This is a genomic window from Streptomyces sp. NPDC088553 (assembly GCF_044752965.1).
In the GTDB taxonomy this organism is placed as follows: domain Bacteria; phylum Actinomycetota; class Actinomycetes; order Streptomycetales; family Streptomycetaceae; genus Streptomyces.
The window spans coordinates 773,004-788,718 of sequence record NZ_JBIVMG010000005.1 but is presented as its reverse complement, the minus strand read 5'-3'; the positions used below and the strand labels follow the sequence as shown (position 1 = coordinate 788,718).

Annotated in this window: 15 protein-coding genes and 1 pseudogene; 11 read left to right on the top strand and 5 right to left on the bottom strand. The window is 71.5% G+C overall.

Going from position 1 to position 15,715, the window contains the following annotated elements:
- Nucleotides 1-100 (top strand): annotated as a pseudogene (locus ACIP8Z_RS20505) (IS481 family transposase); the annotation flags it as partial.
- A 29-nt stretch (nucleotides 101-129) separates the two neighbouring features.
- On the opposite strand, the gene mptB reads toward ACIP8Z_RS20505, so the two are convergent.
- Nucleotides 130-1,572, bottom strand: a complete 1,443-nt coding sequence (mptB, locus tag ACIP8Z_RS20500) for a polyprenol phosphomannose-dependent alpha 1,6 mannosyltransferase MptB (protein WP_402085265.1) — start codon at nucleotides 1,570-1,572, stop codon at nucleotides 130-132.
- Nucleotides 1,573-1,715: 143 nt separating this feature from the next.
- Between mptB and ACIP8Z_RS20495 the strand changes: the two genes are divergently transcribed.
- The 7 genes from ACIP8Z_RS20495 (at nucleotide 1,716) to ACIP8Z_RS20465 (ending at nucleotide 9,164) form a co-directional block, all read left to right on the top strand.
- Nucleotides 1,716-2,927 carry a pyridoxal phosphate-dependent aminotransferase gene (locus ACIP8Z_RS20495; protein ID WP_209496578.1) on the top strand — a complete coding sequence of 404 codons (1,212 nt, stop codon included), beginning with the start codon at nucleotides 1,716-1,718 and terminating at the stop codon, nucleotides 2,925-2,927.
- A gap of 78 nt (nucleotides 2,928-3,005) precedes the next feature.
- On the top strand, nucleotides 3,006-3,407 hold the full coding sequence (locus tag ACIP8Z_RS20490) for a hypothetical protein (RefSeq protein ID WP_402085262.1): 402 nt from the start codon (nucleotides 3,006-3,008) through the stop codon (nucleotides 3,405-3,407).
- Nucleotides 3,408-3,703: 296 nt separating this feature from the next.
- Complete coding sequence (locus ACIP8Z_RS20485) at nucleotides 3,704-4,834, top strand: hypothetical protein (protein ID WP_402085260.1); 1,131 nt, start codon at nucleotides 3,704-3,706, stop codon at nucleotides 4,832-4,834.
- Nucleotides 4,831-6,045 carry a toxic anion resistance protein gene (locus tag ACIP8Z_RS20480; protein ID WP_402085258.1) on the top strand — a complete coding sequence of 405 codons (1,215 nt, stop codon included), beginning with the start codon at nucleotides 4,831-4,833 and terminating at the stop codon, nucleotides 6,043-6,045. The genes ACIP8Z_RS20485 and ACIP8Z_RS20480 overlap by 4 nt, the downstream gene beginning before the upstream one ends.
- Nucleotides 6,042-7,646, top strand: coding sequence for a substrate-binding domain-containing protein (locus ACIP8Z_RS20475; RefSeq protein WP_402085256.1), 1,605 nt, complete (start codon nucleotides 6,042-6,044; stop codon nucleotides 7,644-7,646). The genes ACIP8Z_RS20480 and ACIP8Z_RS20475 overlap by 4 nt, the downstream gene beginning before the upstream one ends.
- Nucleotides 7,633-8,235 (top strand): hypothetical protein, encoded by a 603-nt coding sequence (locus ACIP8Z_RS20470; RefSeq protein ID WP_402085253.1) that lies wholly within the window; start codon nucleotides 7,633-7,635, stop codon nucleotides 8,233-8,235. Before ACIP8Z_RS20475 ends, ACIP8Z_RS20470 begins: the two co-directional genes overlap by 14 nt.
- 17 nt (nucleotides 8,236-8,252) lie before the next feature.
- Entirely contained in the window at nucleotides 8,253-9,164 is a 912-nt protein-coding gene (locus ACIP8Z_RS20465; RefSeq protein ID WP_402085251.1) for a poly-gamma-glutamate hydrolase family protein, read from the top strand.
- Between the two features lie 138 nt (nucleotides 9,165-9,302).
- On the opposite strand, the gene ACIP8Z_RS20460 is transcribed toward ACIP8Z_RS20465, so the two are convergent.
- The gene (locus tag ACIP8Z_RS20460) at nucleotides 9,303-11,126 is read right to left on the bottom strand and encodes a phosphoenolpyruvate carboxykinase (GTP) (protein WP_402085249.1); all 1,824 of its coding nucleotides are present in this window, start codon (nucleotides 11,124-11,126) and stop codon (nucleotides 9,303-9,305) included.
- A 195-nt stretch (nucleotides 11,127-11,321) separates the two neighbouring features.
- Between ACIP8Z_RS20460 and ACIP8Z_RS20455 the strand changes: the two genes are divergently transcribed.
- On the top strand, nucleotides 11,322-12,023 hold the full coding sequence (locus ACIP8Z_RS20455) for a hemolysin III family protein (protein WP_402085247.1): 702 nt from the start codon (nucleotides 11,322-11,324) through the stop codon (nucleotides 12,021-12,023).
- A 41-nt stretch (nucleotides 12,024-12,064) separates the two neighbouring features.
- Here the strand turns inward: ACIP8Z_RS20455 and ACIP8Z_RS20450 are convergent, their stop codons facing one another.
- The 3 genes from ACIP8Z_RS20450 to ACIP8Z_RS20440 are packed head-to-tail and all read right to left on the bottom strand — an operon-like array spanning nucleotide 12,065 to nucleotide 14,265.
- Entirely contained in the window at nucleotides 12,065-13,087 is a 1,023-nt protein-coding gene (locus tag ACIP8Z_RS20450; protein ID WP_402085244.1) for a glycoside hydrolase family 26 protein, read from the bottom strand.
- 1 nt (nucleotide 13,088) lies between these two features.
- Complete coding sequence (locus ACIP8Z_RS20445) at nucleotides 13,089-13,742, bottom strand: vitamin K epoxide reductase family protein (RefSeq protein WP_402085242.1); 654 nt, start codon at nucleotides 13,740-13,742, stop codon at nucleotides 13,089-13,091.
- Between the two features lie 19 nt (nucleotides 13,743-13,761).
- Complete coding sequence (locus ACIP8Z_RS20440; protein ID WP_402085239.1) at nucleotides 13,762-14,265, bottom strand: DUF5949 family protein; 504 nt, start codon at nucleotides 14,263-14,265, stop codon at nucleotides 13,762-13,764.
- A 148-nt stretch (nucleotides 14,266-14,413) separates the two neighbouring features.
- Between ACIP8Z_RS20440 and ACIP8Z_RS20435 the strand changes: the two genes are divergently transcribed.
- The gene (locus tag ACIP8Z_RS20435; RefSeq protein ID WP_402085237.1) at nucleotides 14,414-14,827 is read left to right on the top strand and encodes a tyrosinase family oxidase copper chaperone; all 414 of its coding nucleotides are present in this window, start codon (nucleotides 14,414-14,416) and stop codon (nucleotides 14,825-14,827) included.
- The gene (locus ACIP8Z_RS20430) at nucleotides 14,811-15,677 is read left to right on the top strand and encodes a tyrosinase family protein (RefSeq protein WP_402085234.1); all 867 of its coding nucleotides are present in this window, start codon (nucleotides 14,811-14,813) and stop codon (nucleotides 15,675-15,677) included. Before ACIP8Z_RS20435 ends, ACIP8Z_RS20430 begins: the two co-directional genes overlap by 17 nt.
- The last annotated feature ends 38 nt before the right edge of the window (nucleotides 15,678-15,715 follow it).

The window sequence follows — 15,715 nt, the reverse complement described above, 5'->3', positions numbered from 1 at the left end:
AGACTTCCTCCACACCTACAACCACCACCGCTGCCACACCGCACTCGACGGACACCCGCCCATCAGCCGCGTCAACAACGCTGCGGGTCAATACAGCTAGCGCGCGAAGGGGCGGCGGCGCCCCGCGCCCTACCGCCCGCTGTTCACGGGGTCGGCGCCCTCGAAAGCGCCGGCCCGCTCCCGAACCCCCGGCCACGGATCCCGCCGCACCCACACCAGGCCCGCCAGCAGCACCACCCCGGCCGCCACGAACCCGTACCAAGGCGTCCGCCCGTCCAGCGCCGTCTCGTACACGAGCGCCGCCGAAAGCACCGCCGTCACCTGCCCGACCCGGCTGCGCCAAGCCACCGCCGCGACGACCGCCGTCCCCCACAGCAGGTACCAGGGCTGCACCATCGGCGACAGCGCGACGAGCGCGACCAGCGAGAGCCCCAGCCCCAGCACCGGATCGAGCGCCCCCCGCCAGGCCCGCCACGCCAGCACGAGGATCAGCGCCACGGCGACGAGCAGCCCGAGGTTCTGCACGACCGCCTTGACCGGGTCGGGGTCGTCTCCGAGGAGCAGCCCGAGGCCGAGGCCGAGATCGCTGCTCACGGACAGCGCCGTGTGGATCGTCCCGGCGACACTCTGCGTCCGCAGCCACCCGAACCCGGTCCCGGCGAGCACCGTCGCGACCGCCGCCACCGCCCCCGCCACGAGCCCCGGCAGCACGAGCCCCTTCACCAGACCCCGGGCGCCGCCGCCGTCCCGCCGCGCGATCATCACGCCGATGAAGAGCAGCGCGACCGCCGCCGGCGACTTGACCATCATCGCGAGGCCCACCAGGACGCACCCGAGCACCCACCGGCCCCGTACGGCGAGCAGCACGCCCGCCAGCATGAGTCCGATCATCAGGCCGTCGTTGTGCATGCCGCCGACGACGTGGATGAGGAGCAGCGGGTTGAGGGCGGCCAGCCACAGCGCCCCGTCGGGGCCCCCGCGCCCGCCTCCCAGACCCCGTACGGCCCAGACGATCAGCGCGAGCGCGCCGACCGCGAGGAGCCGCATCCCGAACACGGCGGGGACGATCTCGCCCCCGGTCAGTCTCACGACCAGCTGCGCCAGGACCAGGAAGGCGGGCCCGTACGGCGCGGGGGTGTCGGTCCAGTGACCGCCGACGCTCGCGGCCGCGTCCGTCCCGAGGTCGCCGGGCCCGAGGACGGAGGGCCCGCCGTCGTACACGTCATACCCTTCGAGGACCATGGCGCCCTGCGCGATGTAGCTGTAGACGTCCTTGCTGTAGAGCGGCGGGGCGAGCAGCAGCGGCCCGGTCCACCAGGCCAGGGTGGCGAGCACCCCGTGCCGTGCGCCCCGGGCGAGCAGCACGCCGTACCGCCACCAGGCGGCGACGAGCACCGTCAGGCCGAGGTACGCGAGGAGCGCGCCGGCGAGGGTGAGCGCGGAGCCGCGCGGCTCCCACAGCCCCCAGCCGCCGCGCACCGGCAGCGACCCGGCGGCCCAGCCGCCCACGGCGACGGCGAGCGACCCGGCCGCGCCGAGCCACCGGCATCCGGAAGCAGTCATGACCCACATGACGGGCCAACCTATCCCGCCGGACGGAGGACCCCTATTCGGCGGCCCTCACCTGGGGAAAGCCCCGCCGCCACGCCCTCGCACCTGTCCGACGTGTCCCAAAACACGAAGCGTCCCGGCCGACCCGGCCGTAAGCTCTCGTCATGCAGGTGATCCAGTCCACGAAGCTCGCCAACGTCTGTTACGAAATCCGGGGTCCGGTGCTCGAAGAGGCGATGCGGCTTGAGGCCGCGGGTCATCGCATCCTCAAGCTCAACACGGGAAACCCGGCCGCCTTCGGCTTCGAGTGCCCGCCCGCCATCCTCGAGGACGTGCTGCGCAACCTCTCCGAGGCGCACGGCTACGGCGACGCGAAGGGGCTGCTCTCGGCCCGCCGCGCGGTGATGAGCCACTACGAGACCAAGGGCATCCCGCTCTCCGTCGAGGACATCTACCTCGGCAACGGCGTCTCGGAGCTGATCCAGATGTCGATGCAGGCGCTGCTCGACGACGGTGACGAGGTCCTCGTCCCGGCCCCGGACTATCCGCTGTGGACGGCGTCGGTCTCGCTCGCGGGCGGTACGGCCGTGCACTACCGCTGTGACGAGCAGGCGGACTGGATGCCGGACCTGGCGGACATCGAGCGGAAGATCACCGATCGCACGAAGGCGATCGTGATCATCAACCCGAACAATCCGACGGGCGCCGTCTACGACGACGAGATGCTCCGCTCGCTCACGGAGATCGCCCGCCGCCACGACCTGGTCATCTGCTCGGACGAGATCTACGACAAGATCCTCTACGACGGTGCCACGCACACCCCCACCGCCGCGATCGCCCCCGACCTGCTCGTCCTGACCTTCAACGGGATGAGCAAGAACTACCGGGTGGCCGGTTTCCGCTCGGGCTGGCTGGCGGTCTGCGGCCCGAAGCACCACGCGTCCTCGTACATCGAGGGCCTGACGATCCTCGCCAACATGCGCCTCTGCGCGAACATGCCGGCGCAGCACGCGGTGGCCGCGGCGCTGCAGGGCCGGCAGTCGATCGAGGACCTCGTCCTGCCGGGCGGGCGGCTCCTGGAGCAGCGGGACACGGCGTACGAGCTGCTGACCCAGATCCCGGGTGTGACGTGCGTGAAGCCGAAGGGCGCGCTGTATCTGTTCCCGCGGCTCGACCCGAACGTCTACAAGATCAAGGACGACCGGCAGATGGTCCTCGACCTGCTGCGGGCCGAGAAGATCATGGTGGTGCACGGGACGGGCTTCAACTGGCACGAGCCCGATCACTTCCGGATCGTGACGCTGCCGGCGGCGGCGGACCTGGCGGACGCGGTGACCCGGATCGGCCGCTTCCTGGACGGCTACAGCCAGCCGTAGCCCACCGAGGCCGGACCACACTCAACTTTAGACTGAATCTAAGCTAGGATGGCTCCAGAGCACTCAGGAGGCCGTCCCATGTACGAACCGATCCGCACCAAGTCGGTCCACCGGATGGCCGACGACGCCCACGACGCGTACCCGCACCGCTCCCGCGAGGAGGAGCTGGACATCCAGCTCGCCGGGCACCTCTCCGCCCTGCTCGCCGTCACCGACGAGCTCGGCGACACCGAGGCCGGCGAACTGATCGCCCGGCAGGTGGCGCGGCTGCGCGGCGCGCCGCCCGCGCGGCACGCGGGTCTGAGCGGTTCGTCCGCGCCGGACCTGCACCGCAGGGCCCACGCCCTCGCGGGCCGCGCCCTGGTCGTCGCCGCCTCCCGGGCCGACACCGCCGCCGCGATCCTCGCCGCGGAGCGCATGGACGCGCACACCGCGGCGCTGGCCGGGGAGTCCACCCTGGCCGCGGCCGGCACCCCCTGACGGCCCCGGTCCGCGCGCCACGAACCGCGCGGACCGGGCGCCACCCACCCGGCACACCCCCGCACCACCGCCGGGCGCCACCCACCCGGCACACCCCCGCACCACCGCCGGGCGCCACCCACCCGGCACACCCCCGCACCACCGCCGGGCACCGCGCCCTTCCACGCCCCCCTTTCCGCGCCGCCTCCCTGCACGCCCTCTCCACGCACCGGAACCGCGGAGATACGGCAGTCCGCGCTCCGGTTCGGTACCGGGATCGGTCCTTCACCCCTCGTCCACCCAGCTCCCCCTGGAATGTGGAATTCCGTGAGCACTCTGCCCATGTGAGACGCATCCTGGGAATCGTCCTGGCCGTCCTTCTCCTCGGCGGCGTGGCCGCCGTCCTCGTGACGGGCGGCGACAAGGACACAGGCACGGCAACGAAGACCGTGCGAGGAGTCATCGGGTCGGAGAAGGCGGAGTTCTTCACCGACCCTCAGGTGGTGAAGGCCCTCGCCGCGAAGGGCTTCACCGTGGGTACCGAGACCTCCGGGTCCTGGGACATGGAGGAACTGCCCCTCGACGGCTACGACTTCGCCTTCCCGTCCTCCAAGGCCCCGGCCGACGGGCTGCGCGCGAAGGCCGCGCGGAAGACGAAGGCGACGACGGCCCCGCTGCGGCCCTTCTACTCGCCGCTCGTCGTCGTCGCGCACAGCGCCGCCGCCCGGGTCCTCGCCGGGAACGGCCTGGCGACCCTCGGGCCGCGCGGCACCAGCGGCACCCTGAAGATGGGCGCCTACCTCGCGGCGGCCCGCGCCGACCGGACCTGGCAGCAGCTCAAGGGCTCCGCCGGGCACGCCGAGCTGAGCGGCACCCTCTTCATCACCTCCACCGATCCGGTCGCCTCCAACTCGGGCGCCCTCTACCTCGCCGCCGCGAGCTACGTCGCCGACGGCGGCCGGGTCGCGAACGACAAGGCGGCCGTCACGCGCACGGCCCCACTGCTGCGCAAGCTCGTCCAGGTGCAGGGCGCCCAGCAGTCCGGTTCGGACGCCCCCTTCCGGGACTTCATCAGCGGCGTCGGCAACCCGCTCGTCCTCGTGTACGAGTCGCAGGTCGCCGCCCAGCTCCTGGCCGGCCGGCCGATGGGCGACCTCGTCGTCCTCTACCCGGACACCACGGTCAGCAGCGACCACACCCTCGTACCGCTCACCGAGAACGGCCGGGCGCTCGGCGAACTCCTCTCCACCGACCCCGAGCTGCGCGAGCTCGCGGTCCGCCACGGCTTCCGGCCGCAGGGCGCGGCGAGCGAGTTCACCACCGCGACCCAGAGCCACACCGCCTACCTCAACCAGACGCTGACCGGTGTCCGCCAGGCGCCCGTGCCCACCAGCAAGGTGCTGCACGAGATGGCCCTGCGGGCCCGCGACCAGGGGGACACCGCATGACCACGCCCGAGGATCCGAGAAGAACGATGGCCCTGACACCTCCCGAGCACGACACCCCGCTGGTCCTCACCCCGCCCGAGCCCGTGCCGCCGGTCCGCGCCGAACAGGCCTCCGGCCTGGTGCCGATCGACGAGGCCACCCGCACGGAGCTGTCCCGGCGGGCCGCCGAGTACGTCGGCTCCATCGAGGGACTCGACCCGCGCTCCCCCGAGTTCGCCGGCCGCATCGGCGAGATCGCGGGACTCGGCGCGGGCGAGATGCGCTCCGCCGCCCAGCAGTCGAACCGGATGCTCGACCGTACGGTCCGCTCGCTCGGCTCCTCCGGCGGCGACGCCCGGTCCCGGGTCGGCTCGTCACTCCTCGAACTCCGCCGCACGATCACCGACCTGGACCCCCGCGACACCCCCGGCAAGGGCATCAAGGGGCTGCTCTCGAAGCTCCCCGGCGGCAACAGGTTCCGCGACCACGTCGCCATGTACGCCTCCTCGCAGGCCACGCTGAACCGGATCGTCGGCTCCCTGCGCGGCGGCCAGGACGAACTGCGACGCGACAACGCCGCGTTGCAGACGGAGCGGGCCCGGCTCTGGGAGACCATGGGCAAGCTCCAGGAGTACGCGGTGCTCACCGACGCGCTCGACGCGGCCGTGGAACAGCGCGTCGCCACCACGGCCGACCCGGCCCAGGCGGACGCGCTGCGCGCGGACGTCCTCTTCCCGGTCCGCCAGAAGCACCAGGACCTGCTGACCCAACTCGCCGTCTGCGCGCAGGGATATCTGGCGATGGACGTGGTCCGCCGGAACAACGACGAACTGATCAAGGGAGTGGACCGGGCGGCGACGACGACCGTGTCGGCGCTGCGGATCGCGGTGATGCTGGCCTCGGCGCTGGAGAACCAGCGGAAGGTCACCGAGCAGGTGAACGCGCTGCGCTCGACGACCGAGGACCTGATCCGCGGCAACGCCGAGATGCTGGCCGGCCAGGCGGGCGAGATCCAGCGGATCGCGGCGGACCCGGCGGTGGGCGCGGAGACCCTCCGCACGGCGTTCCAGCAGATCTACCGGACGCTCGACGCCATCGACACGTACAAGGTGCAGGCGACGGAGTCGATGGCGGCGACGGTCGAGTCGCTGACCGCCGAACTCCAGGAGGCCGGTGCCCACCTGGCGCGCAGCCGCCGCACCGGCGCGCTGGAGGGTGGTGACCTCGCATGACGACGACCCGCTCGCATCGCCGCCGCTCCCTCTCCCGCACCGTGGCCGGGCTCGCCCTCGCCCTGCTCGTCACCGCCTGCTCCGGCGGGCCCGGGGACAGCGGAGGCGGTGCCACCGGCCAGCCGGACGAGCAGGGCCAGGAGGCCGTCGCGGGCACCCTCCGGGTCCTCGCCTCCTCCGAGCTCGCCGACATGGAACCGATCCTCGAAGAGGCCCGCAAGTCCGCCGGCGTCACCGTCCGGCCCACCTACGTCGGCACCCTCGACGCCGTCGAGCAGATCGCGTCCGGCACCGCGGAGAAGGAGTACGACGCGGTCTGGCTCTCCTCCAACGACTATCTGCGGCTCCGTCCCGACACCGCGAGGAAGATCACCGGCGAGACGCCGATCATGGTCTCCCCGGTGGCCCTCGGGGTGCGGCCGGCGGCCGTCGCCCGGCTCGGCTGGGACCCGGCGAAGGTCACCTGGTCGCAGCTGCACCGGGCGGTCGCCGACGGGAAGCTGACGTACGGCATGACCGACCCGAAGCGCTCCAACTCGGGCTTCTCCGCGCTGGTCTCGGTCGCCTCCGGCCTCTCCGGCGCCCAGTCGGCGCTCACCGAGCGGGACGTCGTCGAGGCCACCCCGCGGCTCAAGGAGTTCTTCACCGGCCAGAAGCTGACCTCGGGCTCCTCCGGCTGGCTCGCCACCGCGTACGCCCGCCGCACCGACGTCGACGCGCTCGTCAACTACGAGTCGGTGCTGCTGTCCGCGCCCGGCGGGCTGACGGTGATCCGGCCGTCCGACGGAGTCGTGACGGCCGACTACCCGCTGACCCTGCTCACCTCCGCCCAGCCCGAGGCGAAGGCGGCCGCCGGGAAGCTCACCACGTTCCTGCGGACCCCGGACGCCCAGCGGCAGATCACCGAGAAGACCCTGCGCCGTCCCGTCGTCCCCGGGGTCGACCCGGCCCCGGGGCTCGCCCGGGACCAGCGGCGCGAACTGCCGTTCCCCGGCAGCCGGAAGGTGGCGGACGGGCTGCTCGACGCGTACGACAACACCCTGCGCAGGCCGTCCCGCACGGTGTACGTGCTCGACACCTCGGGTTCGATGAGCGGTGAGCGGCTCGACCGCCTCAAGAAGTCCCTGGTCGAGCTGACCGGTGACTTCCGGGACCGGGAGGAGGTCACCCTGATGCCCTTCGGTTCCGTGGTGAAGCAGGGCGAGGTCCGTACGCACACGGTCGATCCGGCCTCGCCGCAGGCGGCGCTGGACGCGATCAAGGGGGACGCGCAGAGGCTCTCGGCCTCCGGGGGCACCGCGATCTACTCCAGCGTCCAGGAGGCGTACCGCTTCCTCGGGAAGTCCCGCGGTGACACGTTCACCTCGATCGTCCTCATGACGGACGGGGAGAACACCGACGGCGACCCGGCCACGGCGTTCGACAGCTTCTACACGTCCCTGTCCGCCGAGCAGAAGCGCACGCCGGTCTTCCCGATCCTCTTCGGGGACTCCGACCGCGGCGAGCTCGACCACATCGCGGGCCTGACCGGCGGCAAGCTCTTCGACGCCAACCAGGGTTCGCTGGACGGTGCCTTCGAGGAGATCCGTGGCTACCAGTGAGAGACCCGGGAACGTCGTACTCCGGTACGCCGAGTCCCGTAAGAACCTCCTCGGTTCCGTCTGCGGTCTGGCCGGTGTCGGCATCGCCCTCACCGGGGCCGCGGGCGCCCTCTGGCCCCTGGTGGTCGGCGGTCTGTATACGGCGGGGGCGCTGATCGCCCCGCCCGACCGGCCGGCGACCCCGGAGTTCGCCGAGGAGGGCGACCGGCTGGACGGGCTGCGGGCCGACTTCGCGAGGCTGCGCGCGTACCTGGCGGAGGCGGAGCTGCCGGCCGACGCGCGCCAGCGGCTCACGGCGCTCGACACCCTCGTCGAGGCCCTGCTCGCACCGGGCTGGGTGACCGACCCGGAGCATCTGCACGTGCTGGCCCGCGCGGTCCGCCAGGACATCCCGGAGGCCGTCGACACCTTCGTACGGACGCGGTGGTGGTCGCGGTTCACCCCGGGCACGGAACAGCCGGAGCACCATCTGGAACGTCAGCTGGCCGCGCTCCACGAGGAGGCGACGGCGATCGCCACAGCCCTCCAGGAGGCGGAGGCCGTGCGGCAGGAGATCCACACCCGGTACGTGGAGGGGCGCGACGGGTGATCAGTTATGTTCCGCGCATGACTTCCACCGAACGCACCACGTCCCGCCGTACCGTGCTGACCGCGCTGGCCGCCGCGGCCACGGTGGGCGGCCCGATCCTGTCGCAGCTCGCCGCGGCGGCCCCGGCCGTCGCCGCCGCCGACGACCCGGTCGAGTACCCCTCGAACACCGCCCTCTACAAGGACACGAACCTGGTCGAGGGCACCTCGTACAGCCGTCGTTACCGCCGCCATCAGCAGTTCGACCTCAAGATGGGCGAGAAGTACGACTTCCCGCGCACCGCGGTCCTCGCGCTGCACGGCGGTGGCATCGAGATCGGCACGAGCGAGCTGTGTCTGGGCATAGCCGGCTACAGCCCGGGCGACTCCGCGGGCGCCCCGGTCCTGCCGACCGTGCACGACTACTTCATGTTCGAGGGCCTGCTCTCCACCGGCAACCGCGCCCTGCACGTCACGTCGAAGAACTGCGACGACCACGTCGCCCTGTCGACCGCGGCGAGCCACCTCAACGTGCTGTCCCTGCACGGCTGTCAGTTCGACCAGCTGAAGCTGCCCACGTCGGCCTTCCCCTCGACCGGAAACCGCGCTGTCGCCGTCGTCGGTGGCCTCAACCCCGAATTCCGCACGGCCCTGGTGACGGAGATCAGGAACGCGGGCTTCCAGGCGGTCGACGCCTTCGACCCCCGGTACTCCGCCACGCTCGCCGACTTCAACGGCAGCCACGTCACCAACCCGTGCAACCTGACGATGCTCCGGAAGGGCGCCCAGCTGGAGCTGACCACGGAGCTGCGCGAGAGCCTCTTCGGCGACTCCTCGTCGCGTTCCGCCCGCGCGGCCACCTGGAACCAGTCGGACGGTCGTTTCGAGGGCTTCCGCGACGCCTGCCGCAAGGCGATCGCGACCGTCGAGGCCGGCCAGCCGATCCTCTGACCGGCAGGCCGGTGGACATGCGCCGGCCCCCGGAGCCTGAGGGGGCTCCAGGGGCCGGTTGCGTCGTGGTGGGCCGTCGTGACCCCACTGGTCAGGGCGGTATCTCGGGGCAACCCACCACGAGTGTGTGGTGCGGGATCAGCCCAGGCGCTCGACGAGCGCGTGGTACTGGTCCCACAGCTCCTTCGGCGTGTGGTCGCCGAAGGTGTTGAGGTGGTCGGGGACGAGGGCGGCTTCCTCGCGCCACACGTCACGGTCCACCTTGAGGAGGAACTCCAGGTCCTCGGCCGGCAGGTCGAGGCCCTCGGTGTCGAGGGACTCCGCGGTCGGCAGGATGCCGATCGGGGTCTCGACGCCCTCGGCCTTGCCTTCCAGGCGCTCGACGATCCACTTCAGGACGCGGCTGTTCTCGCCGAAGCCGGGCCAGACGAACTTGCCGGCGTCGTTCTTGCGGAACCAGTTCACGTAGTAGATCTTCGGGAGCTTCGCGGCGTCCGCGGTCGCGCCGACCTGGACCCAGTGGGCCATGTAGTCGCCCATGTTGTAGCCGCAGAACGGCAGCATGGCGAAGGGGTCGCGGCGCAGCTCGCCGACCTTGCCCTCGGCGGCGGCGGTCTTCTCGGAGGCGACGTTCGCACCGAGGAAGACGCCGTGGTTCCAGTCGAAGGACTCGGTGACCAGCGGGACGGCGGAGGCGCGGCGGCCACCGAAGAGGATCGCCGAGATCGGGACGCCCTTGGTGTCCTCCCACTCGGGGGCGATCGTCGGGCACTGCCCGGCCGGGACGGTGAAGCGGGCGTTCGGGTGGGCGGCCGGCGTCTCGGACTCCGGCGTCCAGTCGTTGCCCTTCCAGTCCGTGAGGTGCGCGGGGGCCGTCTCGGTCATCCCCTCCCACCACACGTCGTTGTCGTCGGTGAGGGCGACGTTGGTGAAGACGGAGTTGCCCCAGAGGGTCTTCATGGCGTTGGCGTTGGTGTGCTCGCCGGTGCCGGGCGCGACGCCGAAGAAGCCGGCCTCGGGGTTGATCGCGTAGAGACGACCGTCCTCGCCGAAGCGCATCCAGGCGATGTCGTCGCCGATGGTCTCGACGGTCCAGCCGGAGATCGTGGGCTCCAGCATGGCCAGGTTGGTCTTGCCGCAGGCGGACGGGAAGGCCGCGGCGACGTACTTCGCCTCGCCCTGCGGCGGGGTGAGTTTGAGGATCAGCATGTGCTCGGCGAGCCAGCCCTCGTCACGGGCCATGACGGAGGCGATGCGGAGCGCGTAGCACTTCTTGCCGAGCAGGGCGTTGCCGCCGTAGCCGGAGCCGTACGACCAGATCTCGCGGCTCTCGGGGAAGTGCGAGATGTACTTGGTGGAGTTGCAGGGCCACGGCACGTCCTCCTGGCCCTCCTCCAGCGGGGCGCCGAGGGTGTGGACGGCCTTGACGAAGAAGCCGTCGGTGCCGAGCTCGTCGAGGACGGCCTGTCCCATGCGGGTCATGGTGCGCATGGAGACGGCGACGTACGCGGAGTCGGTGATCTCGACGCCGATGGCGGAGAGCGGGGAGCCGACCGGGCCCATGCAGAAGGGCACGACGTACATGGTGCGGCCACGCATCGAGCCGCGGAAGATGCCCTTCTCGCCCGCGAAGATGTCCTTCATCTCCGCCGGGGCCTTCCAGTGGTTGGTCGGGCCCGCGTCCTCCTCCTTCTCGGAGCAGATGAAGGTCCGGTCCTCGACGCGCGCGACGTCGGTCGGGTCGGAGGCGGCGTAGTACGAGTTCGGGCGCTTCACCGGGTCGAGCTTCGTGAAGGTTCCCTTGGCGACGAGCTCCTCGCACAGGCGCTCGTACTCGGCCTCGGAACCGTCGCACCAGACGATGCTGTCCGGCTGGGTGATCTCCGCGATCTCGTTCACCCAGGAGACGAGCTCCTGGTGCTGGGTCGGAAGGGTCTGGGGAGCCGCGTTGTCGCGCGCCACGATTGCTCCTTGTAGAGGGGTTTTTTGGTGTGTGCCCCGTGGGGGCCGCGACCCGGATGCTTCGTAGCTGCTCATCCGGTGCCGACCGCACTCATTTGATCATCCGACGGATCCGCCCATATGTCCAGGGGCACGCACACGTGAGCATCGCCACTCACATCCAGGACCTACGGGGCCGTAGGTACGATTCCGTTCATGACTGCAGCCACGCCGGAAGTGACCCCGATCGAGCCGGATCCGATCGGGCAGGCCCCGTCGCTCCCGCTGAAGCCCCGGCTCAGAGGATGGCTCCACGCGGGCATGTTCCCCGCCGTGATCGTCGCCGGACTGGTCCTGGTCGCCCTCTCCGACTCGCCCCGCGCCCGCATCGCCTGCGGGATCTACGTCCTCACCGCCTGCCTGCTCTTCGGCATCAGCGCGCTCTACCACCGCGGCAACTGGGGCCCGCGCGGCGAGGCCGTGCTCCGGCGCCTCGACCACGCCAACATCTTCCTGATCATCGCGGGCACCTACACCCCGCTCACCCTGCTGCTGCTCCCCGACTCCACCGGGCGTCCGCTCATGTGGGCGGTCTGGGCGGCGGCCCTGGCCGGCATCGCCTTCCGGGTCTTCTGGGTCGGCGCCCCGCGCTGGCTGTACACGCCCTGCTACATCGCGATGGGCTGGGCCGCCGTCTTCTTCCTGCCCGACTTCATGCGCGCGGGCGGCATCGCCGTCCTCGTCCTCGTCATCGTCGGCGGACTGCTCTACAGCGCGGGCGGCGTCATCTACGGCATCAAGCGCCCGAACCCCTCACCGCGCTGGTTCGGCTTCCACGAGGTCTTCCACTCGCTGACCCTGGCCGCCTTCATCGTCCACTACGTCGGCATCTCCCTGGTGGCTTACCAGCACTCCTGACCGGTACACCGCGAAGGCACACGGGAACGGGGCCGGCCCCCTCACGGACCGGCCGGCCCTCCCAGCGCCTTCCGCACCACCCGCGCCGACTCGGGATTGTCGGCGCACCCCCACACCCCGTGCGGGCAGTAGTCGGTGACCGTCTGGTACACGGGCCGATGGGCCGCGAACCAGTCCAGCATCCCCCGCGCGTACGCCGGGTTGTCGCCGTTCCGGAAGAGCCCCCACTCCGGGTACGAGACCGGCTTGCCGTGCGCCGCCGCGAACCGCACATGGTGTTCGAGCCCGTACTCCTCGGCCACCTGGTCCTCGAAGGAGAGCCCCGCAGGCTGGTCGTACGCGTCCATCCCGATGATGTCGACGACGTCGTCCCCCGGGTAGCAGCGCGGCCACTCCACGGCGTCCCGCCCCCGGCTCGGCGTGAAGTCGAAGCGGAACCGCTGCCCCGCCACCCCCCGCAACACCTCGACGACCCGGCGCCAGTACGCCTTCCAGGCCTCCGGGTCCGGCCCGCAGCGGTGGCTGTACGTGGTGCCGTTCATCTCCCAGCCGAGCACCAGGACCGCGTCCCCCAGCCCGTGCTCCACCAGCCGCTCCCCCAGCGTCCGGAAGTGCCCGTCGAACGCGCCGGCCGCGCCGCTCCGCAGCCCCGCCCGCACCTCGGCGTCCGGCAGCCCCGCCTCGCTGCGGTCCATCATCGGCACGTTGAGCACGAAGAGACGCCCCGGCAGCGCCTCCTTCCAGCGCGCCCAGGGCGCGAACAGCGCCGGATGGCCCTCGATGTTGGACCAGCGGTCGCCCGGCAGATAGGTGTGCCCGACGGTCAGCGCCCCGCCGCCGAGCCAGGCCTGCGCCTGGGCGATCCTGCGCACCCCGGCCTCGTCGGAGCCGGTGAAGAATCCGGACGGCACCCCGGGCAGTGGCGCCGGATCCGGCTCGGGCACCGCCCGGGACCCGGTGTGCCGGTCGCCGGGCGCGAGCCGGTCGTACGGCAGCAGGAGCACGAGAACGGCCGCGAGCAGCACGACGAGTGCGGCCCGCGGCCCGGGAAGGAGACGTCTCACGTCAGCTCGTCCAGAATTCCCACCAGCGGGTCAGGATCAGCATCCCGATGATCCCGATGTGCAGGACGGGCAGGGCGAAGGTGAACTCGCCGAGGAAGGTCCGCACACCCGCCGGGGCGGGGATCACCCCGTGCCGGACGTTGTGCGCGGTGACGTACCAGAACATGACGATGGTGGCGACCCAGGCCAGGCAGCACCACAGGCAGAGCGCGTTGATCTCGTACAGCGACTGGTACATCAGCCAGGTGCAGAATCCGACGCCGAAGAGCATGCCGGCGTTGAGGCCGAGCCAGAGCCAGCCCCGGTAGCGGGCACCGGCGAGGAGCCCGGCACCGAGGGCGACGACGACGGCGTACGTGACGAGCCCGAGCATCGGGTTGGGGAAGCCGAAGACCCCCGCCTGCTCGCTCTTCATGATGTTGCCGCAGGACACGACCGGGTTGAGGCTGCACCCGGGCTGGAAGCCCGGGTCCTCGAGCAGCTTGAACTTGTCGATCGTGATCACCCAGCCGGACAGCACGCCCGCCGCCCCGGTGATCATCAGCATCCAGGCGAGGGCCCGGCTCCCGCCGATCGTACCCGCGGTCTCCCGCGCGGACTCCTCCCCCTCCTGCCGCTGTTCCGGCACCCCGCCCCGTACGTTCACCGTCGCCATGGCGCGACCCCCTTCCCGCTCAGCCCTGCAGACGCCGGACGGGCATCAGGACGTGGGCGCTCTCCTTGAGCATCTCCTCGTCGGAGACGAACGCCCGCAGCCGCGCCTCGTCGACCGGCTGCCCGGGGACCGCCTCGGGCCAGGGCCGCACGGAGCAGATCAGATAGACCTGGCCGCGCTCGCGGGCCGCCTCGTGCCACTCGTCGGGCACCGGGCACTGCACCTTCAGGAACGGCAGGTTGAGGACGGCGGAGCCGCCCTCGACGAGCAGCGAGGCGGTGATCCCCGCGTCCTTGTCCAGATCGAAGAGCCGGTCGCCGACGGAGAGACCCATGGCCTCGAGGGCGGCCCGCATGGCCTGCTGACCCGCCTCCGGCCCGTCCCGGCCGTCGCCGAGCGAATACGCCATGAGAAACGGCGTACCGGCCGAATCGGCGGAGGGCTCGCTGGCCCACGGAATCACCGTGAGAGTTCCCAGCGGAGAGGCGCTGCGCGCCGAGGAAACGACGTTGGAAGTGGTCATGAATCGGATGCTAGTGCTCCAACCACCCTTTCCCCGCCCCGTTTTCACTCGAACGGCCGACATTCACGCCGCTGGCATTTCCGGCGCAACGAACCCGGGTTTTCATCGTTGTGCCCTGAGGGCTCCCCCGACCCCGAGGAGATCACCCATGATCGTCCCGCGCCGCGTCGCACTGCGGTCCCTCTTCGCGCTGGCCGTCACCGCTTTCACGGGGGCCGCCCTCGGCCGCGTCACGAGCCGCCCACCCTCCGGAGCACCCGCGGAGAACGCGCGCGACCCGCACGCCTTCGACGAGATGTACGGGGGCCGCCGCATCCTCGGCTTCTCCGGCCCCGAGGGCGATCCGGTGGCCCTCGTCGACGGCCGGCCGCTGCATCTGATGCGCTGCGCCGACGGCGGTTACGTCACCCCCATCGACCACTACGAGTCCTGCCCGACGCCGCTGGCGGCCGTCCGCGCGGCCGTGGACGAGCTGGGCACCGCCCGGCTCTCCCCGCTCGCCGCCGCCCATGGCGTCCACACCGACCCGACGGGAGGGAGCCCGCGTGGTGTACACGCGTAAGAACCAGCGCGACCTGACCGGCGCCGAGCGCCGGAAGTTCGTCGCCGCCGTCCTGGAGCTCAAGCGCACGGGCGCGTACGACCGCTTCGTCCGCACCCATATCGACCACTACTCGGCCGACGGGGAGGGCCGGCTCCGGGTCGCCCACATGACACCCAGCTTCCTGCCCTGGCACCGCAAGTTCCTGCTGGAGTTCGAGACGGCCCTGCGCCGGATCGACCCGACGGTCTCCGTCCCGTACTGGGACTGGACCCGCGACAACAGCCCGGCGTCCTCTCTCTGGGGCGAGGACTTCCTGGGCGGCAACGGCCGCCGGACGGACCTCCAGGTGATGACCGGCCCCTTCGCGCACTCCGCCGGACGCTGGGCCATCACCCAGTCGATGACCGAGGAACGTTTCCTGACCAGGGACTTCGGCCGCCCCCGCGACCCGATCACCCTGCCCACGCAGGCCCAGCTCGACGAGGTGATGCGGGAGCGGGTGTACGACGTGACGCCCTGGAACTCGACGAGCGCCTCCGGCTTCCGCAACCGCCTGGAGGGCTGGGCGCCGGGCCGGGGCAATGAACGGTTCCGCATCCACAACCGGGTGCACCGCTGGGTCGGCGGTCTGATGCTCGGCGGCGGCTCCGTGAACGACCCGGTGTTCTGGCTGCACCACTCGTTCGTCGACCTCGTCTGGTCGCGCTGGCAGCAGCGCAACCCGGGGGCCGCGTACCTCCCCGCGGAGCCGCCGCCGCTCGGGGACGCGCAGTACCGCAAGGTCGTCGCCCGGCACGAGCCGATGGCGCCCTGGGGTGTGACGCCGACGTCGATGTTCGACCACAGCCGGATCTACCGGTACGTCTGAGGGACCCGCTGGAGGCGCACCGGGCCCCCGTAACGCAC

Coding starts and splice junctions, on each gene's coding strand:
- mptB (WP_402085265.1), bottom strand. CDS start 1,572: ATGTGGGTCATGACTGCTTCCGGATGCCGGTGGCTCGGCGCGGCCGGG.
- ACIP8Z_RS20495 (WP_209496578.1), top strand. CDS start 1,716: ATGCAGGTGATCCAGTCCACGAAGCTCGCCAACGTCTGTTACGAAATC.
- ACIP8Z_RS20490 (WP_402085262.1), top strand. CDS start 3,006: ATGTACGAACCGATCCGCACCAAGTCGGTCCACCGGATGGCCGACGAC.
- ACIP8Z_RS20480 (WP_402085258.1), top strand. CDS start 4,831: ATGACCACGCCCGAGGATCCGAGAAGAACGATGGCCCTGACACCTCCC.
- ACIP8Z_RS20475 (WP_402085256.1), top strand. CDS start 6,042: ATGACGACGACCCGCTCGCATCGCCGCCGCTCCCTCTCCCGCACCGTG.
- ACIP8Z_RS20465 (WP_402085251.1), top strand. CDS start 8,253: ATGACTTCCACCGAACGCACCACGTCCCGCCGTACCGTGCTGACCGCG.
- ACIP8Z_RS20455 (WP_402085247.1), top strand. CDS start 11,322: ATGACTGCAGCCACGCCGGAAGTGACCCCGATCGAGCCGGATCCGATC.
- ACIP8Z_RS20445 (WP_402085242.1), bottom strand. CDS start 13,742: ATGGCGACGGTGAACGTACGGGGCGGGGTGCCGGAACAGCGGCAGGAG.
- ACIP8Z_RS20440 (WP_402085239.1), bottom strand. CDS start 14,265: ATGACCACTTCCAACGTCGTTTCCTCGGCGCGCAGCGCCTCTCCGCTG.
- ACIP8Z_RS20435 (WP_402085237.1), top strand. CDS start 14,414: ATGATCGTCCCGCGCCGCGTCGCACTGCGGTCCCTCTTCGCGCTGGCC.